The 25,070-nt window shown below is 65.0% G+C and carries 19 protein-coding genes and 4 pseudogenes; 19 read left to right on the top strand and 4 right to left on the bottom strand.

All coding sequences use genetic code 11. The annotated features are described in order from the left end of the window. The first annotated feature begins 68 nt into the window (after positions 1-68). From AC0IX7_RS08460 to AC0IX7_RS08440, 5 genes and pseudogenes are all read left to right on the top strand, one after another. Positions 69-2,510, top strand: coding sequence for a TonB-dependent receptor plug domain-containing protein (locus AC0IX7_RS08460; RefSeq protein ID WP_471811301.1), 2,442 nt, complete (start codon positions 69-71; stop codon positions 2,508-2,510). A gap of 132 nt (positions 2,511-2,642) precedes the next feature. Beyond that, positions 2,643-3,788: pseudogene (locus AC0IX7_RS08455) on the top strand (glycosyltransferase family 4 protein). A 69-nt stretch (positions 3,789-3,857) separates the two neighbouring features. Then, positions 3,858-5,261, top strand: coding sequence for an NAD(P)H-dependent flavin oxidoreductase (locus tag AC0IX7_RS08450; RefSeq protein WP_254687187.1), 1,404 nt, complete (start codon positions 3,858-3,860; stop codon positions 5,259-5,261). A 242-nt stretch (positions 5,262-5,503) separates the two neighbouring features. Further along, positions 5,504-6,130 (top strand): LysE family translocator, encoded by a 627-nt coding sequence (locus AC0IX7_RS08445; protein WP_471811299.1) that lies wholly within the window; start codon positions 5,504-5,506, stop codon positions 6,128-6,130. Positions 6,131-6,287: 157 nt separating this feature from the next. Beyond that, complete coding sequence (locus AC0IX7_RS08440) at positions 6,288-6,593, top strand: hypothetical protein (protein WP_471811297.1); 306 nt, start codon at positions 6,288-6,290, stop codon at positions 6,591-6,593. A 242-nt stretch (positions 6,594-6,835) separates the two neighbouring features. Here AC0IX7_RS08440 and AC0IX7_RS08435 read toward each other — a convergent pair whose 3' ends face one another. Both AC0IX7_RS08435 and AC0IX7_RS08430 read right to left on the bottom strand, forming a co-directional pair. After that, on the bottom strand, positions 6,836-7,027 hold the full coding sequence (locus tag AC0IX7_RS08435; RefSeq protein WP_471811295.1) for a hypothetical protein: 192 nt from the start codon (positions 7,025-7,027) through the stop codon (positions 6,836-6,838). Between the two features lie 90 nt (positions 7,028-7,117). After that, a pseudogene (locus AC0IX7_RS08430) lies at positions 7,118-8,041 on the bottom strand (2-hydroxyacid dehydrogenase). Between the two features lie 207 nt (positions 8,042-8,248). Between AC0IX7_RS08430 and AC0IX7_RS08425 the strand changes: the two are divergent. Further along, positions 8,249-8,740 (top strand): SH3 domain-containing protein, encoded by a 492-nt coding sequence (locus AC0IX7_RS08425; RefSeq protein WP_471811293.1) that lies wholly within the window; start codon positions 8,249-8,251, stop codon positions 8,738-8,740. 10 nt (positions 8,741-8,750) lie between these two features. Here AC0IX7_RS08425 and AC0IX7_RS08420 read toward each other — a convergent pair whose 3' ends face one another. Together AC0IX7_RS08420 and AC0IX7_RS08415 are read right to left on the bottom strand one after the other, a co-directional pair. After that, positions 8,751-9,233 (bottom strand): endonuclease domain-containing protein, encoded by a 483-nt coding sequence (locus AC0IX7_RS08420; protein ID WP_471811291.1) that lies wholly within the window; start codon positions 9,231-9,233, stop codon positions 8,751-8,753. A gap of 95 nt (positions 9,234-9,328) precedes the next feature. Continuing rightward, positions 9,329-10,522 (bottom strand): acetyl-CoA C-acyltransferase, encoded by a 1,194-nt coding sequence (locus AC0IX7_RS08415; RefSeq protein ID WP_471811289.1) that lies wholly within the window; start codon positions 10,520-10,522, stop codon positions 9,329-9,331. An 88-nt stretch (positions 10,523-10,610) separates the two neighbouring features. Between AC0IX7_RS08415 and AC0IX7_RS08410 the strand changes: the two genes are divergently transcribed. The 13 genes and pseudogenes from AC0IX7_RS08410 (at position 10,611) to AC0IX7_RS08350 (ending at position 25,069) form a co-directional block, all read left to right on the top strand. Then, positions 10,611-10,751, top strand: a complete 141-nt coding sequence (locus tag AC0IX7_RS08410) for a hypothetical protein (protein WP_471811287.1) — start codon at positions 10,611-10,613, stop codon at positions 10,749-10,751. Beyond that, the gene (locus AC0IX7_RS08405) at positions 10,718-10,861 is read left to right on the top strand and encodes a hypothetical protein (RefSeq protein WP_253072278.1); all 144 of its coding nucleotides are present in this window, start codon (positions 10,718-10,720) and stop codon (positions 10,859-10,861) included. The genes AC0IX7_RS08410 and AC0IX7_RS08405 overlap by 34 nt, the downstream gene beginning before the upstream one ends. Then, the gene (locus AC0IX7_RS08400) at positions 10,854-11,609 is read left to right on the top strand and encodes a prepilin peptidase (protein ID WP_471811285.1); all 756 of its coding nucleotides are present in this window, start codon (positions 10,854-10,856) and stop codon (positions 11,607-11,609) included. The genes AC0IX7_RS08405 and AC0IX7_RS08400 overlap by 8 nt, the downstream gene beginning before the upstream one ends. Continuing rightward, positions 11,606-12,040: a hypothetical protein gene (locus tag AC0IX7_RS08395; protein ID WP_471811283.1), complete on the top strand. Its 435-nt coding sequence runs from the start codon at positions 11,606-11,608 to the stop codon at positions 12,038-12,040. The genes AC0IX7_RS08400 and AC0IX7_RS08395 overlap by 4 nt, the downstream gene beginning before the upstream one ends. A 136-nt stretch (positions 12,041-12,176) precedes the next feature. After that, positions 12,177-13,955, top strand: a complete 1,779-nt coding sequence (locus tag AC0IX7_RS08390; protein WP_471811281.1) for an autotransporter assembly complex protein TamA — start codon at positions 12,177-12,179, stop codon at positions 13,953-13,955. Beyond that, positions 13,952-14,362, top strand: a complete 411-nt coding sequence (locus AC0IX7_RS08385; protein ID WP_471811279.1) for a BamA/TamA family outer membrane protein — start codon at positions 13,952-13,954, stop codon at positions 14,360-14,362. Before AC0IX7_RS08390 ends, AC0IX7_RS08385 begins: the two co-directional genes overlap by 4 nt. Further along, a pseudogene (locus AC0IX7_RS08380) lies at positions 14,362-18,631 on the top strand (translocation/assembly module TamB domain-containing protein). The gene AC0IX7_RS08385 and the pseudogene AC0IX7_RS08380 overlap by 1 nt, the downstream one beginning before the upstream one ends. Positions 18,632-18,700: 69 nt before the next feature. Further along, positions 18,701-20,188, top strand: a pseudogene (locus AC0IX7_RS08375) (flavin-containing monooxygenase). Positions 20,189-20,971: 783 nt separating this feature from the next. Further along, entirely contained in the window at positions 20,972-21,934 is a 963-nt protein-coding gene (locus AC0IX7_RS08370) for an EAL domain-containing protein (RefSeq protein WP_471811277.1), read from the top strand. 14 nt (positions 21,935-21,948) lie between these two features. Continuing rightward, positions 21,949-22,119 carry a hypothetical protein gene (locus tag AC0IX7_RS08365; protein WP_471811275.1) on the top strand — a complete coding sequence of 57 codons (171 nt, stop codon included), beginning with the start codon at positions 21,949-21,951 and terminating at the stop codon, positions 22,117-22,119. Between the two features lie 485 nt (positions 22,120-22,604). Then, positions 22,605-23,801, top strand: a complete 1,197-nt coding sequence (locus AC0IX7_RS08360) for a histidine kinase dimerization/phospho-acceptor domain-containing protein (RefSeq protein ID WP_471811273.1) — start codon at positions 22,605-22,607, stop codon at positions 23,799-23,801. Further along, positions 23,762-24,613, top strand: a complete 852-nt coding sequence (locus AC0IX7_RS08355) for an ATP-binding protein (RefSeq protein ID WP_471811271.1) — start codon at positions 23,762-23,764, stop codon at positions 24,611-24,613. The genes AC0IX7_RS08360 and AC0IX7_RS08355 overlap by 40 nt, the downstream gene beginning before the upstream one ends. A 63-nt stretch (positions 24,614-24,676) precedes the next feature. After that, a complete protein-coding gene (locus AC0IX7_RS08350; protein WP_187502835.1) occupies positions 24,677-25,069 on the top strand; it encodes a response regulator in 393 nt (130 codons plus the stop codon). The last annotated feature ends 1 nt before the right edge of the window (position 25,070 follow it).

The raw sequence follows: 25,070 nt of genomic DNA, 5'->3' as shown, positions 1-25,070 counted from the left end.
TGAATGCGTCCGTTCGTTCATCACGCACCGAGATCGTCGCAGAACGATCCACTATCAGGGATTATCGCATGACTGCCTATCGTACCGCGTTGACGCTCGCCGCCTCGACTCTCGCCTTTGCCAGCGCCCAGGCCGCGCATGCCCAGAATGCGCCGGTGCCCGCCGCTTCGGACCCAGCGGCGGCGCTTCCCGATACGCAGGACGACATCATCGTCACCGGCACTCGGTCGGTCGGTCGCTCGCGGCTCGACAGCGCATCGCCGGTCGATGTGCTGAGTTCGGCAGCGCTTCAGCGGCAGGGGACTACCGAACTCGGTGCGGCGCTGTCGGCCATCGCGCCCTCGATCGACTTCCCGCGGCCGTCGGCGGTCGACGGCACCGATGCGATCCGGCCGGCGACGCTGCGCGGCCTGTCGCCCGATCAGACGCTGGTGCTGATCAACGGCGTGCGCGGGCATACCGCTGCGTTGCTCAACGTCGGAGGCTCGGTCGGTCGCGGCTCGGCGGCGGTCGATCTGAACACCATTCCAACCGTCGCGCTAGACCGGATCGAGGTGCTGCGTGACGGTGCATCGGCACAATATGGCTCCGACGCGATCGCAGGCGTCGTCAACCTGCGCCTGCGCGAGGCCCGGTCGGGCGGCGGCGCGACGGTCAATTACGGCTTCTACAACACCGACATCGATACCGCGCGCGGCAGCCGCAGCACGAACGGCGAGCATGCCGTGACGGTGTCGGGGTGGCAGGGCGTCGGCTTCGGCGAGGATGGCTTCCTGACCGTGTCGGGCGAGTATCTGAACCGCCAGGCTACCAACCGCGCCGATTTCGACCCGCGTGTCACGCCGTTGCGCGTGACGGGCCGGTTCGGCGATCCCGCCGTCGAGCAGTACAGCATCTTCGCCAATGCCGGCACGACGCTGACCGGTTCGTGGAAGCTGTACGGCTGGCTCGGCTATCAGGACCGCGACACGCGCAGTGCCGCGTTTCCGCGGCTCGCCAGTGCCACGACGGCGCTGGCCGGCTACCCCGATGGCTTCCTGCCGATCATCAACACCAAATCGCGCGATCTGAACTCGGCGGTCGGCATCAAGGGCGAGGTCGCCGACTGGTCGGTCGATCTGAACGTCAGCTACGGCCGCAACAAGATCGGTTTCCGCACGCTGAACTCGGCGAACTACGCCTATGGCAGCGCGACCCCGAAGGACTTCTCGGACGGCGCGCTGGTCTATGATCAGCTCGTCGCCGGCCTCGACGTCAGTCGCAAGCTCGACGTCCTGCAGGGACTGAACGTCGCGTTCGGCCTCGAAGGGCGCCGCGAAGGTTTCCAGATCCAGGCGGGCGAACGGGCGTCGTACGATTATCCCGTTGCCGGCACGATCACCGGCGCCGCAGCGAACGCGGCGCCCGGCGCGCAAGGGTTCGGCGGCTTCTCGCCCGCCAACGAAGTCGATCGTCACCGCCGTAACGGCAGCGTCTATCTCGATCTCGAGGCGCAGGTGACCGACAAGCTGCTCGTCGGGCTCGCTGGCCGGGGCGAGGATTATTCGGATTTCGGCACCACCGCTACCGGCAAGATCTCGGCACGCTACGACTTCGCACCCTGGTTCGCGCTCCGCGGCACGGCCTCGACCGGGTTCCGCGCGCCTGCTCTCCAGCAGCAGTATTTCACGTCGATCGCGACCGTCATCCAGAACGGCAACCCGATCCAGACCGGCACCTTCCCGTCGGTCAGCCCGGTCGCGACGCGGCTAGGCGGCCTGCCGCTGGAGCCCGAGAAATCGACCAACCTGTCGGTCGGCACCGTCTTTCGCTTTGGTCGGTTCGACCTGACCGTCGATGCCTATAGGATCCGGATCCGCAACCAGATCGGCCTGTCGGAGAACATCACGACGTCGGCGACCCAGTCTGCGGCGGTCAACGCACAGATCACCAGTCTGCTTGCAGGATCGGGTGCGACCGCCGCGCGCTTCTTCATCAACGGGCTCGCCTCCACCACCAAGGGTATCGACGCGGTCGCACATTATCGCCTGCCGACCGACGCGGCCGGGACGTTCGACTTCACGATCGCGGGCAACATCAACGACAGCGACGTGACGCGCGTGCCGACCTCGACGTCGACGCTCAACCCCGCGCCGGTGCTCTTCGCGCGCAGCCGTATCCTGACGCTCGAAGACGGTACCCCCGGCGAGAAGGTAACGGGATCGATCGACTGGTCGCTCGATCGACTGGGGGCACTCGCCCGCGTCACCTATTACGGCGACGTCAACCAGCCCGGCACCACCGAAGCCGCCGACGTGCACAGCGGCAAGCATCTCATCACCGATGTGGAGCTTCGCTATCAGGCAACCAAGGGCGCGCAACTCGGGTTGGGCGTCAGCAACCTGTTCGACGTGTACCCGGATGCGACGGTCGTCGCCAACAACGTGACCGGTGTGATCGGCTTCCCGTATTACTCGCCATTCGGGTTCAACGGTCGCTATCTCTACGCGCGGGCGGGGCTTAGCTGGTAGTCGACCCAAGGGCGGCGACTCAGGCTTGTCGATGTCGTTCTTCCATGCGGGCGTTCCGCGGGAGGACGACATCGGCAGTGCGCGACGCAGCGCTCTCTTGAAACCGCCATCGGAAATCGGCATCGCACGCCGATGGCCGCTCCCGTGAACATCCTGCACCTCCATTCCACGTTCGACCTTGGCGGCAAGGAGGCGCGGGCGGTTCGGTTGATGAACGCCTTCGGGGATCGGGCGAAGCACACCATCGTGTCGGGGTGCCCGATGCCCTGAGCGCGCGGGATTCGATCGCTCAGGGTATCCGTTACGAGATCGCCCAGAATCCCCGCCGCTGACGGGCAAGCCTTCGGTCAAGCGCTACGAGGCGATCGCGCAGTATATGCGACGGTTCGATCTGGTGCTGACCTACAACTGGGGCGCGATCGACGGGGCGATGGCGCGGCGCGCGTTCAGCAAGGGAGCGCCGCCGCTCGTCCATCACGAGGACGGATTCAACGCCGACGAGGCGGGCGGGCTCAAGATCGAGCGGAACGTCTATCGGCGGCTCGCGCTGGGCGCGGCGCATGCGCTGGCGGTACCGTCCGAGGTGCTCGAGGGGATCGCCCTCAAGACCTGGAAACAGCCGCGCGAGCGCGTGCACCGGATCGTCAACGGGATCGGCACCGCCTATTACACGCAGAAGCCCGAGCCCAAGGCGATCCCCGGCTTCACGCGCAGCGCCAGGAAGTCGTGATCGGCGCGCTGGCGGGCCTGCGCGAGGTGAAGGACCTCACCGCGCTGGTCCGTGCGGTCGGCGGCGTCTCGGGCAGGGTGCGCCTCGTGATCGTCGGCGACGGCCCGGAGCGCGCGAACATCCTTCAGGCTGCCGCGGCGATGGGGATGGCGGACAAGCTCGTGCTGCCCGGTTTCCTCGATCGGCCGTATCGCTACATCGGCCATTTCGATATGCTGGCGGTGTCGTCGCGGAGCGAGCAGTTCCCGATCTCCGTGGTCGAGGCGATGGCGGCGGGTCTGCCGATCGCGAGCTATCCGGTCGGCGACATCAGGCGGATGGTCTCGCCCGAAAACCTGCCGTTCGTCACCGACATCGCCAACGAGGTGCGCCTGCGCGATGCGTTGCAGGCGCTGGTCGCGGATCCGGCCTTGCGGGCGTCGGTCGGTGCCGCGAACCAGGCCAAGGCACGGGCGGAGTACGACGAGGCGGTGATGATCGCCCGCTATCGCGCGCTGTACGAGGATGCGCTCGGCCGCCCCGGTGCACTAGGCGATATACTAACCTAGGTCTTAATATTGCTCGCGCGCTGCGTCCTTGCGATATAGGGGGCCGTATTTTCCGGGAGAGGTGACGTCGTGTTCAAGGGCCTGAAGCCTATCGTCTATAACGGTCGGGAAGTCTGGCCTCTGGTTGAGGGCGGCAAGGGCGTCGCTGCGACCAACCACGCCTCGGCCGGCGCGTGGGCTGCGGCCGGGGGCATCGGCACGGTCTCGGCCGTGAACGCCGACAGCTACGATCCCGACGGCAAGATCATTCCGCAGGTCTATGCTGCGCTGACGCGGCGCGACCGTCACGAGGAACTCGTCCAGTACGCGATCGAGGGTGCGGTCCAGCAGGTCGAGCGCGCGTACGAGATCGCCGACGGCAAGGGCGCGATCAACATCAACGTGCTGTGGGAAATGGGCGGCGCGCAGCGGATCCTGCACGGCGTGCTGGAGCGCACGCGCGGCAAGGTCGCCGGCGTCACCTGCGGTGCGGGCATGCCGTACAAGCTGTCCGAGATCACCGCATCCTACGGCGTCAGCTATCTGCCGATCGTCAGCTCCGGCCGCGCCTTCCGCGCGCTGTGGAAGCGGGCCTATTCGAAGGCGGCCGAGTGGCTCGCCGCGGTGGTGTACGAGGATCCGTGGCTCGCGGGCGGGCACAACGGCCTGTCGAACGCCGAGGACCCGTTGAAGCCGCAGGACCCGTATCCGCGCGTCAAGGAACTGCGCGACGTGATGCGTGAGGGCGGGATCAGCGACGACGTGCCGATCGTGATGGCGGGCGGCGTCTGGTATCTGCGCGACTGGAACGACTGGATCGACAATCCCGAGCTCGGCACGATCGCGTTCCAGTTCGGCACGCGGCCGTTGCTCACGCGCGAGAGCCCGATCCCGGAGGGTTGGAAGAACGCGCTGACGCAGATCGAGGAAGGCGACGTACTGCTGCACAAATTCTCGCCGACCGGGTTCTATTCGTCGGCAGTGCGCAATCCGTTCCTGCGCTCGCTGGAGGCGCGGTCCGAGCGCCAGATCGCGTTCTCGACCCAGGAGGCCGGCGATCACATCTTCCAGCTCGACGTCGGCGTGAAGGGCAAGAATTTCTGGGTCACGCGCAACGACCTGCTGCGCGCGCGCCAGTGGTTCGGCGAGGGCTATACCGACGCGCTGAAGACGCCCGACAACACGCTCGTGTTCGTCAGCCCGACCGAAAAGGGCATGATCCGCAAGGACCAGTCGGATTGCATGGGCTGCCTGTCGCAATGCTCGTTCTCGAGCTGGGCGGATACCGAGACCAACTCGACCGGTCGGCTGGCCGATCCGCGCAGTTTCTGCATCCAGAAAACGCTCCAGGACATCGCGCACGGCGGCGACATCGACCAGAACCTGATGTTCGCCGGGCATGCGGCGTATAACTTCAAGAAGGACCCGTTCTATTCGAACGGTTTCGTGCCGAGTGTCGGGCAGCTGGTCGATCGGATCCTTACGGGGGATTGAGGCGGGGGCTGTAGCGAACCGCAGGTTAGCGGCGGCGCGATATCCCAATACGCCACTTTCTTCGTCATGCCGGGCTTGTTCCGGCATCCACGGTGCCGCATTCTCTAAGGTGTGAGTTTGCCGCACCGTGGACCCCGGAACAGGTCCGAGGTGACCTACCGGTGTTGGCAAGGTTCCGAGCAGGTGGCGCGCGGCGGGGCAGCCAGTTTTTCCGTATCCGCAAGAAGGGGCAGGGGGCAGACATGACACTCCACGCATGGTGGCTGTTCGTCATCGCGATCGTCCTGCTGTGCGGGACGCCGGGTCCCAATATGCTGCACGTCATGACGCGCAGCGTGGCGTTCGGCGCGCGCCGCAGCATCGCGGCGATGGCGGGGTGCCTGACCGCGCTGATACTCGTGCTTGCGGCATCGGCGGCGGGCGTATCCGCGTTGCTGGCCGCATGGCCCCGCGTGTTCGACGCGCTGCGCTATGCCGGGGTCGCGTATCTCGTGTTCCTCGGCATCAAGGCATGGCGCGGGGCAGGGTCTCCGATCGACGTCGGCGCGGACGCGCTGCCGGTGACGGTTTCCGCCCGCCGGCTGTTCCGCGGCGGGTTCGTGATCGGCATCAGCAACCCCAAGCTGTTGCTGTTCGCCGCGGCCTTTCTCCCGCAATTCGTCGATCGCGCATCGCCACAGGCGCCGCAGTTCGCAATCCTGGTGGCGACCTTCGCGGTGGTCGAGAGCATCTGGTACGGCATCTATGCGGCAGGCGGCCGGACGCTCGCCAGATACCTGACGCGACCGGCGCTGCGACGGGCGTTCGACCGGGTGACGGGCGGGATCTTCATCGGCTTCGGACTGGCCCTGCTGCGGGTGCGGGCGTAGCGCGGCCATTGCCGTTTCCGGGCATTGCGCGCATAACGGATCCATCGCGGCGCTTCGTACGGGCAGGCTGCGACTGAGAGATGCTTTGCGCTCCCGCTCCGAGCCGGGAATGCCGCATGACGATCTATCCTTACATCGCAACCGGAACGCTCGCATCGTGACCACGGGCGCGGACAAGCCGGCCGTCGACAAGCAGGTCGTCGCAAAGCAGGTCGCCGAGACTGTCGTGCCGATCTCGCGGGCGGTGAACGTCAGCGTCGAGCAGCCTCAGGTCGTTGCGATGTGCAAGAAGCACGGCGCAATCATCAGCGCGATCGAGACGCTGCCGTCGGGGGAGCACGCGGGTCGTGCTGATGAACAGTGCCGACGCCGCCAAAATCATCAAGGCATTTGGGTCGAAAGTGCTGACCGGAACAGTCGCCCGCACGCACTGGATGCGCGCGGTCTAAGGCAAGCGGTCTGAGGCGTTTGGTTTAATCCTCCCCCGCTAGGGGGAGGTGGCTGGTTTAATCCTCCCCGCTAGGGGAGGTGGCTGTCTCTGCCAGACGGAGGGGAGGAGAGGAAACCTCTGTTCCGCGTCCTTCCCCTCCGTCACCTTCGGTGCCACCTCCCCTGGCGGGGAGGATTAATGGCTCACCAAACTGTCGGACGCCGTAATTTGGTGGGACAGGGGCGATATTCCCGCATGTCCCACCGAGTGCTCGATCAGTCGGCGACCGTGCCGACCACCGCGCCACCGGCACCGCCAACCGCCGCACCCTTTTCGATGCTACCACCAGTGGCTGCCGCGACGCCTGCGCCGCCGGCGGCACCGATGCCCGCGCCCTTGAGCGTCGAGCAGGCGCTCATCGACACGGCGGATGCGAGCAGCAGCGCGGAAACAGCAATCTTCTTCATTGGGGACACTCCATTCTCTCCGGGGGTGTCCAACAAATGCTGCATTGCGAGATCGGTTCCGCAATACTGATACAGATTACCTTTGCGCGATCAGGCCCAGCCGTCGAGAACCTGATCCGGCGGTCGATGTCCGTCCGCCCACATCCTTATATTCTGGATCACGCGTTCACCCGATGCCATCCGGCCTTCGAGCGTGGCGGACCCCATATGCGGCAGCATCACGACGTTGGGCAGCGCGAGCAGGCGCGGATCGATCACCGGCTCGTGCGCCCAGACATCGAGCCCAGCACCAGCGAGCCGCCCGTTCTCCAGCGCCTCGACTAGCGCCACCTCGTCGACGATCCCGCCGCGCGCCGCATTGATCAGGTAGACATGCGGGCGCATCAGCCCGATCCGCCGCGCGTCGAGCAGGTTGCGGCTGTCGGCATTGAGCGGTGTGTGGATCGTGACGATGTCGACCGCCGCAAGCATCTCGTCGAGCGATTCGTGGAACGTCGCCGCCAGTTGCGCCTCGCGGACGGCGGGCAGGCGGGTGCGATTGTGGTAATGGATCGTCAGCCCGAACGCGCGCGCCCTGAGCGCGACCGCCTGGCCGATCCGCCCCATGCCGACGATGCCCTAGCGCCTTGCCGCCGATCCGGTGGCCGAGCATCCCGCCCGGGCTCCAGCCGTTCCACTGGCCCGACCGTACCAGCTTCTCGCCCTCGGCGAGGCGGCGGGGACCGACAGGATCAGCGCCATCGTCATGTCGGCGGTGTCCTCGGTCAGGACCCCCGGCGTGTTGGTGACGATGATCCCGCGAGCCCGCGCCGCCTTCAGGTCGATATGGTTCACGCCCGCGCCGTAGTTCGCGATCAGCTTCAGGCGGTCGCCAGCGCCGGCGATCAGGGCGGCGTCGATGTCGTCGGTCACGGTCGGGACCAGCACGTCGCAATCGGCCATCGCGGCGGCGAGTTGCTCGCGCGTCAGCTTGGCGTCGGGGCGGTTGTTATGCGTATCGAACAGCGCCTCCATCCGCTCCATGAGCGTGTCCGCTAGCTCGCGGGTGACGACGACCTTCGGGTTCGGACAGCGGCGTGTGTCGATCATGCGGATGGCTTGGCGAAGGCGCTCGTGCCCGTCAACGTCTCGTCGCCGTCCCGTCGACTTCGAGGCTTCAACTTCGGTTGAGGAATGCGGTTCGTCGCGATAGGACGTCGTCTCGCCAGTTAGGACATGACCATGCGCATTCTCGCCGCCGCGCTTTCCGCTTTCGTCATCGTGGCGCTGGTGCCGGACCCGGCGACCGCCGCCGATGCGAAGCGGAGCGTACCCTATTACGCGTCGATCTCGGCGACGCGCGCGCGCATGCGGACCGGGCCTGCGCGGACGTATCCGGCGAGCTGGCTGTATCAACGCCAGGACCTGCCGATCAAGGTCGTCGCGATCTTCAAGGAATGGCGCAAGGTGGCGGATCCCGACGGGACCGAGGGCTGGATGCAGGCGAATTTGCTGAGCGGCACGCGGACCGCGATCGTTCGCGGGGCGGGGCCTGTGGAGCTGCGGGAGAAGCCGGTTTCAGGGAGCCGGCTGTTGTGGCGCGCGGCGCCGGGCGTGGTCGGTCGGTTGAGCCAGTGCGGGAATGGCTGGTGCCGGATGGACGTGAAGGGTCAGGCGGGGTTCGTGCAGATTAGCGGACTTTGGGGTGTGGAGGCTGGTGAGACTTTGCCTTGAGGGTGGGGGTTTAGCTTCCGGGGCGGCGGTGCGTGATACGGAAGCCGACCCACCCCCACCCCCCTTTCAGGGAGGGGGTAAGAAGAGGGGTTCGGTACCGACTACCCTTCTTGCCCCCTTCTTGCCCCCTTCTAGCTCCCCTCCCTGGAAGGGAGGGGTTGAGGTGGGTCGGCCGCTGAAGACGGACGACGGTTGCCAGGATAGTCTCCGCCACACCGTTCGGATTCCGGGCGACATCGGAGTTCCAGAACCGGATCACCGTCCAGCCGAGCGCTTCCAACCGCACCGTACGAGCAAGGTCGCGAACAGAACTAATATGCTGGCTCCCATCGAACTCCACCGCCAGCCGCATTTCCCGGCAAGCTAGGTCGACAATAAACCGCTCAACCACCAACTGCCGCGTAAACCGGGGCCGAAAATACGCGACCTTGTGCCAGATCGCGATCTCCGCATCGGTCGGGTGGTTGCGCAGATCCCGAGCACGCCGTGTCATTTCGGGAGGAACACGCGGCATTCTTCGAGACTGTGCTCGGGAGATGCGGAGGGCAACCCACTCCGACCCCTCCCTTTCAGGGAGGGGGAAGAAAACTAGCGCATCAATTCCACCGCCATCGCGGTCGCTTCGCCGCCGCCGATGCAAAGCGAGGCGAGACCACGCTTCTGGCCGGTCGTTTCCAGCGCCGACAGCAGCGTCGCGAGGATCCGCGCGCCGCTCGCCCCGATCGGATGGCCCAGCGCACATGCGCCGCCGTGGATGTTCACCTTGTCGTGCGGCAGCCCGAGGTCGCGCATCGCAATCATCGCGACGACGGCGAACGCCTCGTTCACCTCGAACAGGTCGATGTCCGACGCCGACCAGCCGGCCTTCTCCATCGCCTTGCGCATCGCGAATACCGGCGCGGTGGTGAACAGCGACGGCGCATGCGCGTGCGCGGCATGTGCGACGACGCGCGCGATCGGCGTGATCCCGAGCCGGTCCGCGACGCTCGCGCGCGTCATCACCAGCGCAGCGGCACCGTCGGAGATCGACGAGGCGTTGGCGGCGGTAATCGTGCCGTCCTTCGAGAAGGCGGGCTTCAGCGTGGGGATCTTGGCGACATCGCCCTTGGCCGGCTGTTCGTCGAGTGAGACGGTCGTGGTGCCCTTGCGGCCCGCAATATCGACGGAGACGATCTCGCGGTTGAACGCGCCGGACTTCTGCGCGCGCTGGGCGCGGTGAAGCGACTCGATCGCGTAGTCGTCCATCTGCGCGCGCGTGAACTGGTATTCGTGCGCGGTGTCCTCGGCGAAATTGCCCATCAGCTTGCCGGGTTCGTACGCATCCTCGAGCCCGTCGAGATACATGTGGTCGTACATCCGGTCATGCCCGATCCGCGCACCGCCACGGTGGCTTTTCGAGAGATACGGCGCGTTGGTCATGCTCTCCATGCCGCCCGCGACGAGCAGGTCGACCGACCCCGCCGCCAGCGCATCCGCCGCCAGGATCGCCGCCTGCATCCCCGAACCGCACATCTTGTTGACGGTCGTCGCCTCGACGTGATCACCCAGCCCGGCGTTGATCGCCGCCTGTCGCGCCGGCGCCTGGCCGAGCCCGGCGGGGAGCACGCAGCCCATGTAGATCCGCTCGATCTCGGCAGCCGACACGCCCGACCGCTCGACCGCACCGCGCACCGCGTCGGCGCCAAGCTGCGTCGCGGTCGCGCCCAACAATGCGCCTTGGAACGAACCCATCGGCGTACGTGCGTAGGACAGGATGACGATAGGATCTCGATCGGCGGCCACTTCAGCTCTCCATGTATTTTTCTGCCCCGTATCTGGGGTTGATGTGCGGCAATACAAAGCACGGGCGGACGCGCCTAGACCCGTCGGCATGGAAACCCTCATCATGACGCTCAAATGGTGTGCCGCCGCGTCGGGGGTGATCGCCGCGTTCATGGTATCGCTCGATTTCGGGCGGCGCGTGACGGGGTGGGGTTCGTGCTGTTCGTCGGCTCGTCGATCGCGTGGCTGAGCGGTGCGGCCTTGACCGGGGACTGGGCGCTGGGCACGCAGAACATCGTGTTGTTCGGGATCAATCTCCTCGGCGTGTATCGCTATTTGGTGCGGAAAACGGGTGTCTGAGGCGGCGTTCTGGGCGGTGTCGCTGGGCGTGCTCGGCGCGATCATCGGCAGCTTCGTCGCGGCGCTGGTGACGCGCTGGCCCGATGGCCGATCGGTCATGCAGGGGCGTTCGGCCTGCGATGCGTGCGGCAGAACGCTGCGCGCGACCGACCTCGTGCCGCTGCTCAGCGCTCTTGTACTGAGAGGACGCTGTCGTTCGTGCCGCGCACCGATCAGCCCCGTCCACTGGCGGATCGAACTGGCCGGACTGGCGATCGGTGCCGCGGCGGGGTTGGTCGTGCCGGGACCCATCGGGATCGCAGGCGCGGTCTTCGGATGGCTGCTGCTGGCGCTCGCCAGTCTCGATCTCGTCGCGTTCTGGCTGCCCGATCGGTTGACCCTGCTGCTTGCCGCGACCGGATTGGCGAGTGCGGCGTTGGGCATCGATCCGCCGCTATCCGAGCGGTTGATCGGCGGCATCGCCGGGTTCGGGACGCTGTGGCTGGTCGCGTTCGGCTATCGACGCATACGAGGACGCGACGGTATGGGCGGCGGCGATCCGAAGCTGTTCGGCGCGATCGGGTTGTGGCTCGGATGGCAGATGTTGCCCGCCGTCCTGCTGATCGCGAGCATGATCGGGCTCGGCGTGGTCCTCTCCGCGCTTCTCAAGGGACGCAGCATGGCGGCGGACACCGCGCTTCCATTCGGCGCGTTGCTGGCGATCGCGGGTTATCCCGCGTGGCTGTTCATGATAGGCCTGACGCCATGATATCGCTCGCTCTTATGCTCGCGCTGCAAACCGCGGCGCCTGCGCCAGCTGCAAATCCAGGTCCGGGCCCGCTCGGCGCGATCGGCAAGCAGAAGCTTCCCGCCAAGGGGTGCGCCGCGTATCTCTGGAGCATGGACGCCGGCCGCCAACTCGTTGCGATGGCCACCGCCGACCCGGCGCAGATCCGCCTTGCGGTCGACGGCAAGACGACCGACTATGCGATGGCGACCCAGTCAGCCGCGATCGGTTTCGGCTTTGGCGGCGTCACCGTGTATCGTGGTGGCGACGTCACCGCGACGCTCGACATGGCGGTCGCCGTCCGTGCAGACATCTCGGCCGGCGCGACCGTGACCTCCGCGACGCTAAGGATCGACCGCCCCGGCCGTGATACCGTCGTCATGCCGGTCGGTGGCCTAATCGGCTGTGTCTGAGGTAAATTTGTTGGAAACCAAGCCGTCCTACGTGCGTTACGTGGACGAAGATGGGGGTGAATCGTACACGATTGCCGTCCGTAAAGGGGATCGTGTGACAGCTTCGAATAGCCGGCATCATTGGCTCGCTCTCGCGTTGGTAGCGTCGACAACGGGGTTTGCGGGTATCGGTTCCGCGCAGCTTGCCAAGCCGGGCACCGCCCCGGCCAAGGGTCCCGACGCGCCCAAGCCGAGCGATCAGCCGCAGTCCACCGACCCGCGCTCCGACGCGCCGATCGTTCCCGATTCCGAATTCGACAGCGCGCTGCCGCCGCTGAGCGGTGACCTGAATGCGCCGTTGGAAGCGATGGCGCCGCTGCCTGCCCCGTCGACCCAGGCACCTGCGAACCAGACACCTGCAACCCAGGCACCCGCAACGCCCGCAACCGCGACGTCTCCCGCGACCACGCTTGCGGGCGACGTCCTACCGCCGACCGGTCCCAGCGATCCGCAACTGGCGCAACCGCTGACACCGCTGTCGAGCTTCGACACGACCCCGCTCCAGACCGCCGCGGATATCAAGGACAAGGACGCGCCTGAGATCCGCTACGAGACCGCCACCAAGGGGCTCGACAAGGCAGGCGACGGGCTCGAAGGCGAATACAAGGCGCTGTCCGCCCTGAACGAGGGCAAGGGCAAGGCCGCGAACGCCACGCAGGTCGCGGCGCGCGCACGCGAGGACGAGGCACTCGCGGTGCGGTTGCTCAAGTCGCTCGGCTATTACGACGCGACCGCGATCTCGACGATCGAGACGATCCCCGATGCAGACACGACCAAGCCCGCGCGGCTGAAGGCGACTGTCAGCGCGCAACCCGGCCGGCTCTATTCGCTGTCGTCGATCACCGTGAAGTCGGATCCGACGACGCCCGCGGATCTGGTCCGCACGCAATTGCCGCTCAAGGTCGGCGACCCGATCGAGGCTGCGCGCATTCAGGGCGCCGAGGCGAACGTCAGCCTGACGCTGCCGCAGCAAGGCTATCCGTTCGTCAAGGTCGGCGAGCGCGATATCTTGCTCGACGACCAGACCCCGACCGGCGCGTACACCTTGCCCGTCGACACGGGTCCTCGCTCGTCGTTCGGACAGCTGCGGACCGAAGGCGATCCGGTCTTCAATCTGGAGCATCTGAGCCTGTTCCCGCGGTTCAAGTCGGGCGAACTCTACGACAACCGGATGACAGACGATCTGCGCGATGCGCTGGTCGCGACGTCGCTGTTCTCGACCGTGTCGGTCGAACCGGTCCGGACCGGCACGATCAACCCCGATGGCACAGAACAGGTCGACCTGCTGGTGCGTCAGAGCGAGGGCAAGCCGCGCTCGCTCGGCGGCAATGTCGGCTTCTCTACCGGGCAGGGCTTCCGCGCGGAAGGCACGTGGCAGCACCGTAACCTGTTCCCGTACGAGGGCGCGCTGATCGCCTCGGTGATCGCGGGGACGCAGGAACAGGGCGTGTCGGGCACGTTCCGCCGCGCGAACGCAGGCAAGCGCGACAAGACGTTCAGCCTGACCGCGGGCGCGAACCATTCGAACTACGACGCCTATGACGCCTTCACGACCAGCGTCGGCGTCCGCTGGAGCTACGACTCCACGCCGATCTGGCAGAAGCCGCTGACCTATTATTACGGCGGCGAACTCGTGGGCACGAACGAGAGCGTCTACGACTTCGCGCAAGGCAGGGACGTCCGCCGCACCTACGGCATCGTCGCGCTGCCGGGCCAGGTTCGGTTCGATCGCTCGGACAATCTGCTCAACCCGACCAAGGGCTATCGCCTGACGCTCAACCTCAGCCCCGAAACATCGGTGCAGGGGTCGGTGAAGCCGTACATCCGAACGATGATCGAGGGACGTTCTATTACCCCGTCTCCAGTAGCATCGTGATCGCCGGACGTGCCAAGGCCGGCTCGATCCAGGGCGTCGACCGCGACGACCTGGCGCCATCGCGGCGCTATTATGGCGGCGGCGGCGGATCGGTGCGCGGCTATGGCTATCAGCGGCTCGGGCCGTTCGATCCCAACGGCAACCCGGTCGGCGGTCGGTCGCTCAACGAATTCGCACTCGAAGCCCGCTACCGGTTCGGCGATTTCGGCATCGTGCCGTTCATCGACGCCGGCAACAGCTACGAGAGCAGCACGCCGAACCTGTCGTCCCTGCGCTACGGCGCGGGCATTGGCGGGCGCTTCTACACCAGCTTCGGCCCGATGCGTATCGATGTCGCGACGCCGCTGAACCCACGCGAGGGCGACGGCAAGATCGCCCTCTACATCTCGATCGGGCAGGCATTCTGATGGCCGAAAACGGCACTCCCGCTGGTGAACGGGGCCCTGCTGAGCGGGACCAGTTCGAGCAGTCCGAAACGGTGATCGTCGAGCGTCGCCCGTTGTGGCAGCGCATCCTGAAATGGCTTGCGATCCTGGTCGTCGGGCTGATTGCGCTCGTGCTGATCGTGCTGTTCGGGATCAACACCGATCCGGGCCGCCGCCTCGTCGCGGATCAGATCGGTGGCTACACCACCGCATCCGGGCTCAACATCAAGGTCGGTCGGATCGACGGCTCGATGTACGGCGCGATGACACTCAGCGACGTCCGCGTGTCCGATCCCAAGGGCGTCTTCCTGACCAGCCCGAAGCTCGCCGTCGACTGGCGCCCGTTCGCGTTCGCCAACAACCATGTCGACGTGCGCTCGCTAACGACACCGCTCGTCACGTTGCAGCGTCGCCCGGTGCTGAACGCGACGCCGACCGATCCGAACGCGCCGCTGCTCCCCGATCTCGACATCGACGTGAACCGGTTGGCGATCGACCGTTTCGTCATCGCCAAGCCGGTGACTGGCCAGACGCATATCGTGAAGATCGACGGCGCGGTGCACATCGCCGACAAGCGCGCGCAGCTGACGACCAACGCGACCGCGTTGACCGGCCGCGGTATCGCTGGCGGCGACCGCCTCGTGCTCAAGCTCGACGCGGTGCCCGAGCAGAACAAGCTCGACGTGAACGTAAAGCTGACCGCTCCGGTCGGCGGCGTCGTCTCGACGATGGGCTCGTTCAAGGCGCCGCTGACTGCGAGCGTCGATGGTCGTGGCAGCTGGGCGTCTTGGCAGGGTCGCGCTGTCGCGACGCTCGGCGGCGGGCAGTTGGCGAACCTCGGGCTGACCGCGAAGAACGGCCACATCGAAGTACGCGGCTCGACGCGTCCCGGCCTGTACCTCGAAGGTCCAGTCGAGCGCCTGACCGCGCCACAGCTCGATGTCGCGATCGATACCACGCTTAACGATCGCAAGGCCGACACGCGGATGACGTTAAAGTCGGACGCGCTCGCGGTCGACGCCGGCGGCCTGATCGATCTCGCCAACAGCCGGTTCGGCAATTTCGCGGTGAACGCGAAGCTGCTGACGCCCGGCGCGATCCTGCCGAACCTGCGCGGTCGCGACGTCAGCGCGCGCGTTGTCCTCGACGGCGCGTTCGCGACGCCGACGGTAGACTACAAGGTCCGTGCGGCAACGATCGCGTTCGGCGACATGGGCGTCGAGAACCTCTACGCGGAGGGCCTCGCGCGCGTGAACTCGGACCGCATCTTGGTGCCGGTGAAGGCACGCGCACGTCGCGTGACGGGGCTCAACGCCGCGGTCGGCGGGCTCGCCACGAACGTCGCGATCGACGGCGATTTCGCGATCTCCGGCGTCAACGTCCTGTCCGACAATCTCAAGATCCGCTCGGACAAGATCGACGCAACCGCGGTGGTCGTCGCGAACATGTCGACCGGCCGCTACACCGGCGCGCTGAAGGGCCGGGTCAACAACTACCGCGTCGATGGCATCGGCATCGTCAACCTGACGACCGACGCCAAGCTGGTACCGGGACCGAATGGTGGCTTCGGCATCACCGGCCGTGTCGTCGCGCAGACCGCGCAGATCTTCAACGAGGGCGCGCGCAGCTTCCTCGGCGGTAACGCGATCGTCCGCTCGGACATCGGCTACAGCCCGGAAGGCATCGTTACCTTCCGCAATCTCCGGATGAATGCGCCACAGTTCCGCGTCACGCGCGGCGAAGGTCGCTTCGATCCCGCCACCGGCGCGGTGCTGGTCAATGCAGACGCGTATTCCACCGTCTACGGCCCGCTGTCGGCCCGCGTGACGGGAAGCGCGACGGCTCCTGTCGTCGTTCTGCGCGCACCGCGTCCCGGCGTCGGCGTTGGGCTAGTGAACCTCAACGCCCGGATCGTCGGCCGCGGCGGCGCCTATGCCGTCACCTGCGAGCGGCGGCACCAACTACGGCCCGTTCACCGCCGACGTGCTGGTTACGCCGGGCACGCAGCTCGCGGTCGACGTGCGCCGCGTGGTGTTCGCCGGGATCACCGGTCGCGGCCGGATCGTGCAGACCGCGGCCGGCCCGTTCTCGGGTGCGCTCCAGTTCGCTGGGCAGGGCCTGACGGGCAATGTCCGCCTCGCCAACCAGGGCGGTTATCAACGCGCCGACGTCGCCTCGCGCGCCAACGGTGCCAAGATCCCGGGGATGGTGGACTTCACCATCGGCCGCGCGATCGTCAACGCCACCGCGGTCATGACGCCGACGCCACAGATCGTCGCCGACGCGCAGATCGCCGACATGCGCTATGGGGCGATCGTCCTGTCCGCAGCACGTGCGAAGGTGAATTACGTCGGCGGCAACGGCACTGCGCAAGCGGTGCTGACCGGCTCGAACGGCGTGCCCTTCCGCCTCGCCGTCAACGCCAAGCTCAGCCCGAACAATTACCTCGTCGCGGCACAGGGTCAGGCCAACGGCATCGACTTCCGCACCGTCAATCCGGCGCGCATCCAGGCGGTGAAGGGCGAATACCGCCTGTCGCCGACCCGGATCGACTTCGGTGGCGCAGGCGGTGGCTCGGCGCGCCTGGCCGGCAGCTATGGCCGCGGCACGAACGCGCAGGTCCGGCTCGATCGTCTCGATCTGTCGACGCTGTCGGCACTCGTCCCGAACCTCGGCATCGGCGGCAAGGCGACCGGCAGCCTCGACTTCTCGCAGGCGAACTCGGCCGCATTGCCGACCGCCGACGCACGCGTGACCGTCGCCAACTTCACGCGCTCGGGCCTTGCTGCCGTCTCCGAGCCGGTCGACATCGTGTTCGCCGGAACGCTTGGCGGCGATGGCGCTACCGGTCGTGCACTGGTCCGTCGGGGCACTTCCGTCATTGGCCGGATGGTCGCGAACCTGCGGCCGCTACCGGCCGGGAACGGCTCGTGGAGCACGCGCCTGATGGCTGCGCCGCTCTCGGGCGGGATCCGCTACAATGGCCCATCGGCGGTGCTGTTCAGCTTTGCGGCGATCCCGAACCAGCAGCTGTCAGGGCCGATCGCGGTCGCCGCTGATTTCTCAGGTCGGCTGCAGGCACCGCAGCTCAACGGCGTCGTCCGTGCCGATAACCTGACCTATGACAACGAAACCTACGGCACGCGCCTTTCGCAGATGCGGATCGCAGGCCGTTTCTCGAACACCGACCTCCAACTGACCCAGCTCAATGCGAAGGCTGGCGACGGTACCGTGCAGGCGCAGGGCAAGATCGGCTTTGCGGCGGACAGCGGCTTCCCGATCGATATCCGCGCGACGCTGAACAATGCACAGCTCGCGAAGAGCGACGCGATCAGCGCCACCACGACCGGCACGGTCCGCCTCACGCACGATCGCAACGGCGGGCTGATCCAGGGCGATCTCCAGATCCCCGAGGCGCGCTATCAGATCATCCGCCAGGGCCAAGCCGAAGTCCCCGAACTGACCGGGGTACGGCGCAAGGGCGATGTGCGTACGCCGCTGTCGACCGACCGGTCGGAGGTGCCGAATGCCGGCTCGTTCAAGCTCGACCTCCGCGTCCGTGCGCCGAACCAGCTGTTCGTGTCGGGCATGGGCCTCGAATCCGAATGGGAGATGGACATGCGGATCGGCGGCACGTCCGCTGCGCCGATCGTCACCGGCGGTCTGGATATCGTCCGCGGGACCTACTCGTTCTCGGGCAAGCGATTCGAGGTCACCAAGGGCCAGATCCGCTTCCGCGGCGGCGCGCTGACCGACCCGGACATCAATATCCAGGCGTCCACCACGACCAGCGACATCACCGTCATCATCAACGTGACGGGTACCGGGCAACGTCCGCAGATCGCGTTCACCTCGACGCCGACGCTGCCGCAGGACGAGGTGCTAAGTCGCCTGCTGTTCGGGTCGAGCCCGGCCAATTTGTCGGCGACCGAGGCGATCCAGCTGGCGTCTGCGCTGAACTCGCTGCGCGGGTCGGGCGGCGGCGGTCTCAACCCGCTCGGCAAGCTGCGCTCGGCGACCGGGTTCGACCGGTTGCGCGTGCTCGGCGCCGACGAGGCGACCGGGCGTGGCACCAGCCTCGCGGCGGGTAAGTACATCACGAAGAACATCTATGTGGAGATCGTGACCGACGCGAAGGGCTTCACTTCGACCCAGCTCGAGATCGCGCTGACAAGGGCGCTAAGCTTGTTGTCGGCAGCGGGATCGAGCGGCGGGCAGAGCGCGAGCGTCAAATACACGAAGGACTATTGAGTAAATATCACAACAGGATAGGTTCGGTTATGAAACCTACGGCGTAACGCCGGGGCGAGGGGATGCAGCATGACCGAGCATGTCGACGTGATCGTGGTGGGCGCCGGCATTTCCGGGATCGGCACCGGCTACCACCTTCAGATGCGCTGCCCCGACCGGACCTACATGATCCTCGAGGGTCGACAGTCGATGGGCGGGACGTGGGACCTGTTCCGCTATCCCGGCATCCGCTCCGATTCGGACATGCACACTCTCGGGTTCGTCTTCCACCCCTGGACGGCAGCCAAGTCGATCGCCGACGGCCCCTCGATCCGCGCCTATGTCGAGGAAACGGCGCACGCGTACGGCATCGACCGGAAGATCCGCTACGGCCATCACGTGAAGTCCGCCGCGTGGTCGACCCAAGACGCGCGCTGGACGGTCGAAGCTACGGGACCCGATGGCGCATCGGTCACGCTGACCTGCAACTTCCTGTCGATGTGCGCGGGCTATTACAATTACGCCAAGGCCTATTCGCCCGAGTTCGAGGGTGCGGAGAGCTTGCCGGGCAGATCGTCCACCCGCAATTCTGGCCCGAGGACCTCGACTATAGCGGCAAGCGAGTCGTCGTGATCGGCAGCGGCGCGACCGCGGTGACGCTGGTGCCGACGATGGCGAAGACCGCCGCGCATGTGACGATGCTCCAGCGCTCGCCGACCTACATCGTCGCGCGCCCGGGCGAGGATGGCGTGGCGAACTGGCTGCGCGGCAAGCTTCCGGCCAAGGCCGCCTACGGCATCACGCGGTGGAAGAACGTGCTGATGGGGATGGTCTTCTATCGTCTGGCGCGAAGAAGCCGGCCAAAGTGAAGGAGCGGATGATCGGCATGGTCCGCGATCAGCTCGGCCCCGACTATGACGTCGCGACGCATTTCACGCCGCGCTACAACCCGTGGGATCAGCGCGTCTGCCTGGTGCCCGACGGCGACCTGTTCACCGCGATCAACGCCGGCACCGCCTCGATCGTCACCGACACGATCGCACGGATCACGCCCGAGGGCATCCATCTCGATTCGGGAAGGACCTGCCCGCCGACGTGATCGTCACCGCCACCGGCCTCGAACTGCAACTGATGAGCGGCGTCGCGTTCAGCCTCGACGGCAAGCCGATCGAGCTCGCCGGACGGCTCCAGTACAAGGGGATGATGTTCGACGGCGTGCCGAACCTGTCCTCGACCTTCGGCTACACCAACGCTTCCTGGACGCTGAAGGCCGACCTGACCGCGGTGTATGTCTGCCGCCTGCTCAACACGATGAAGAAGCGCGGCCTGCGCCAGGCGACCCCGCACAACGACGATCCGACGATGAAGAACGAGGCGTTCCTCGACTTCACCTCCGGCTACGTCCAGCGCGCCGCCGCCGCCCTGCCAACCCAGGGAGAGCGCAAGCCGTGGAAATTAAACCAGAACTACGCGCTGGACCTGATGGCGCTGAAGTTCGGCTCGATCGACGACGCGATGGTGTTCTCGAACCCGGTGCGGGTTCGGGCAATTCAGACCGAGCTAACCAAAGCGCACTGATCGGCTACTATGTCGCGGTCCTCCATGAAGTGTAGGTACCAGCGTCATATCATGCGCGGCAAGAGAGGTGACTCGCGTGCCAAACCGGACCGTCGTGCGCATGCGGTACAACGGTATCAGCGGTTGTCGAAGATCGAACTTCAGGCCGATCACGGTTAACGTAGCGCACTAGAATAAAAGGGCTTGGCAATCTCGTCACTGCCTATGTCGACCATGCTTCAACTGCGAAAACCCGCAATTTATCAAGCAACGGCAATGACATGAGATGTTGCGCCACAATCGTCGGCGATCTGCCGAATCGAGCAAGTTTCGGCCCGACTATCAATAGGCATCTTTATTCAATGCCCCAACGATACCCGGGCCGACGAAGTCATTCACCAGGGGCGAATGTTATCATAAACGAGCGAGATGAGGAAATTCAGCATTTTTATGCTCCCTTGTAAACACCCGCTAGGGTGTGAAGCCGGTATAGTGGATAACAAAACGTTAAACAATTATTTTTAGAGTTCGTTAACCACGAATGATGGTTAGCAGTCCACCGGCTTAAGGGTATCTTTATGCGTCTGCGAATATCCCGGCCACATGAAGGAATTTCCGCAGTCGCAATTCGAGCGTATGGCGCGGCCGGGCAGCACCCAGGCTGGTTCCGAGGTTCGATCGGAACTGACGCGAGACGTACTTTCTTCAGTTCTTCAAGGGGTTGGCGGTTTGTAGTCCTGGCGGAGATCGCGAACTTCGCGGTCTTGCGACGACATGTCGGTAAACCGCGTGCGGACACGCTGATTGTCGACGTCGCGGCGCGGATTTGCCAGGGCGCTTCCTGAGGCGCGAACCGTTATTGCGGGTCGTGACATTGCCGAGATCGCCTTTGAAAGCGATGCGAGGCTCGCGCTCGACCTTGCGTTGACCGCGATCGAAGTCGCGTTCGAGTTGCCGTTCGATCTTGACGGCGAATCGTACATGGTTTGCCTCCAACTCGGCGCGGCCGCCGCCGACGGCCACCGCGACGAAGTGCATCTTCTCGAGGAGGCTGAGAAAGCACTTCGTGACGCACGCACCGAGCACGTTGCCGTGGCGCGTGACGTCGCTGGTGATTCTGCGGCGATCGATCGAGCGGGGTTGGGGCGTGACCTTACCCGAGCGATCGAAAATGAGGAACTTTTCCTCCAGTATCAGCCGAAGGTTCATCTCCGTCGGCAGGAAATTACGAGTGTGGAGGCACTCGTCCGATGGACGCATCCAACTCGAGGGTTGGTGCTGCCAAGCGATTTTATCCCCATTGCCGAGGAGTCGCGGGATATCGTTGCGCTGACACTATGGACGATCCGGCGATCGATTCAGGATCAGAGGATATTGGCCGAGCATGGCCACGATCTCCGAATTTTCATCAATATCGCAGGTGTGCTTTTGGCGGACGAGCGATTCGTTCGACGCGCATGTGCGCTGGTTGAGGATAGTGGCGCGCAACTTGGCTTCGAAATCACCGAGACGTCGGTGATACGTGATCCCGAAAGCGCAATCGCCAATCTGAAAGTGTTTGCTGCGATCGGTATCGTTATCGCAATCGATGACTACGGTGCGGGGCTTTCTTCACTCGCTTATCTGAAGCAGCTACCCGCACGAGAACTCAAAATCGATAAACTCTTCGTTACGCAACTGACCAGTTCCAACCGCGATCCGCTGATCGTTCGATCGACGATCGATCTTGCGCATGCGCTCGAGATGGAAGTCGTTGCCGAGGGGTAGAGACGCAAGCCGCTATGGCGCTGTTATCGGTCATGGGTTGCGATATGATCCAAGGTTTCCTCATCAGTCGACCGATCAATATCGATGCGCTGATTCACTTCCTCGACGAGGGCAAGCATTTGGCAATCGCGGCAAATGCGCGCGCTCCGCTTAATCGACTTGCGACCGTGTGGAAGCGCGCCTGAGATCCATGATGTCCCCCCGCGGTTTAGCCTTTGCGCTTTTGATGATTGCCGGAATATCCATTTCGGGGGCGGCCACCGCGCAATCGGGGAATCCAATAGCAAGGCCAACAAATACGAGGTCACCATAGCGGATGCGAAAGCGGCTATGTTGATCGATCCCGATCTGGCAGGTGCCAAGGCGCGTGCTGCCGAAGTACAAGCAAAGAAAATTCTAGATCCGAAATCGCAGGGAATGGCGGTCGCGACGTCAAAATGGCTTCAGGCCGAGTCCTTTCTAAGGGCTAACAAATCTTCGCAGGCAGAGGCGCCGATTAACGAGGCGTTGAAATTGGTCGTAAAGCTCGTTCCGTACGGCAAGCTCCACGCGGACATCCTTGTTTCGAGGGCGGGGTCGATAGTGATCAGGGACGCGCCGGCAATGCTTTGCAGGACTATCAGGGGCGTACCGGATATATTCCCGCCTGCGCGATGCTCGCGGTCAAGCAATGGCGTTGCTTTTGATTTCCATGATCTACAACGACGCGTTAGATCAAGTGGCGGCTCTCAGATACTCAAAACAAGCATTGGAGATCTATGCGGCGGATCCCAATCTATCGATATCGATATATAATAACCGCGGTGTCGTGCTTAGCGAACTGGGGCAGTATGACGCAGCTGCCGAACAATACATCAAGTCCCTGGATTTCGCGAGGAAGGTTGGGGGTAAAGCTCTTCAGGCGCGAATATTTAATAATATCGCCCGGTCGCGTTTGTCTGCCGGAAAAATGGATGCGGCGGATGCAGCGATCGATGCCGGGCTCAAGCTTGCGACAGATAAAGACATAGGAGGGCAACGTGCGAAGCTGATCGCGTCCGCTGCACAGTCGGCCTTGCTACGTGGCCAGCCGAAACGAGCACTGGACCTCATAACCGAAGCACTGGTCGGAGTCGATGCGAGCAAGACAGGTCTGGTCTACAAGGACTTTCACCAGACGGCGTACGACGTGTTTCGGACGGTAGGCGACTACAAGGCCGCGCTGGTGCATCTCCAGGCGCTCAAGCGGCTCGACGACAACGCGACCAAGCTCGCGACAAGTACCAAGACTGCGCTGATGGCCGCGCGGTTCGATTTCGCGAACCAGGAATTGAAGATCAGCCAGCTCAAGGCCAGCGAATTGCAACGCAGCATCGCGTTCGAGCGGGCGCGGGCGCAGACGCAACGCTACGTATTCCTGGGCGCCTCGGCCGCGGTGGCGATCGTCATCGCATTGCTGGCGTTCGGCATCGTCACGCTCCGTCGCAGCCGTGATCAGGTCCGCGCGGCCAATGACGATCTCGCCGTGACCAACGACGCGCTGGGCAAGGCGCTGGCGGCCAAGACCGAGTTCCTGGCCACGACCAGCCACGAGATTCGGACGCCGTTGAACGGCATCCTGGGCATGAGCGAGGTCATGCTTGCCGATGAGCGGATCGAGCCCGCGCTGCGCGAACGGATCGGCGTGGTGCATGATGCCGGCGTTAGGATGCGCGCGCTGGTCGACGATATCCTTGACGTCGCCAAGATGGAGACGGGAAACCTCGCGATCGAATCGGCACCGTTCGACGTCTGCGCGACGATCACGGATGCCGCCCGCATGTGGGAGGATCAGGCTCGAGCAAGGGGTTGTCGTTCGCGATCGAGCTCGGCGGATGTCCGGCGATGATCATGGGCGACGCCGCGCGCGTGCGACAGATCGTCTTCAATCTCCTCTCCAACGCGCTGAAGTTCACCAAGTCCGGCCGCGTGACGTTGCGCATCGAAGTCGACAAGAACGACCGCCTCCATGTCGCCGTTACCGATTCCGGCATCGGCATACCCGCCGACAAGCTGGAGGATATCTTCGAGTCGTTCCGTCAGGCCGATGCCGGGACGACGCGGCAGTTCGGCGGAACCGGGCTTGGCCTCGCGATCTGCCGCAACTTGGCGCGCGCGATGGGCGGCGACGTCTCGGTCAGCAGCGTCGTGGGGCAGGGGGCGACTTTCACCCTCGTCCTGCCGGTGGTTCGCGCGCCGGAGGCCGCGCCCGAGCCGATCATGCCGGCCGAGCAGGTCGCGCCGGGCGTCGATGCGGTGACGCTGGTCGTCGACCGCAATCCGATCACGCGCAGCATGTTCAAGACGCTGCTTGCGCCCGATTGCGGCGCGACCGCCTTCGCGGCGTCCGTCGAGGACGCGGTCGCACGTCTGGAGGGCGGTGACGTGGTACGCGTATTGATCGACGACATGACGATCCGGGCCTGTGTGGACCCGCACGCGGCGCTGTCGCGGATCGCCGCGGCTGCGCTCCAGTCGGGAGCGGAAACATCGTTGTTGTGGCCAGTTTCGGCGGAGGCGGAGCGGCAAGAATTGCTTGCGACCGGCATCACCCAGGTGATCTCCAGACCGGTCAGCGGCGGGGAACTCGTCACACGTTTATTACATGGATCAGTTTCAAATAAAAACGCAAATCCGAACCTTGTATCGCACGCTGCTTGACGCGTAGATGCTGCGATATGATGCCGATTTTACCTCCGCTGCGTGACCCTCCGAGGGGCGGAAGTGAACGTTCTGTTCATCGAAGACGACCGGATGAATCGGCGTGTTGTCAAGGACATGCTCGACGTCGCGGGCGTGACGATGGTCGAGGCGGAGAGCGCCGAACGTGGCCTTGAGATCCTCGACGAGCAGGATTTCGTGATGGTCCTGGTGGACCTGCGGATGCCCGGCATGGATGGCATCACCGCGATCGAACATATCCGCGCCCGACCTGATGCGAAGGCGAAGGTTCCGATCATCGTCGTGACCGCAGACATCGCCCCTGACCTTCGCGAACGGTGCATGGTCGCGGGCGCCGACGACGTGATCTTCAAACCCGTCGCGATGGACGCGTTGTTCGACGCGATGGGTGCCATCCTCGCCCGCGATGCCGCAGGCGACGGGATGATCGACTAGC

The organism is Sphingomonas sp. AC411 (assembly GCF_979253035.1).
Note: the sequence above shows the minus strand (reverse complement) of the source record. Positions and strands in the feature narration are given on the sequence as shown.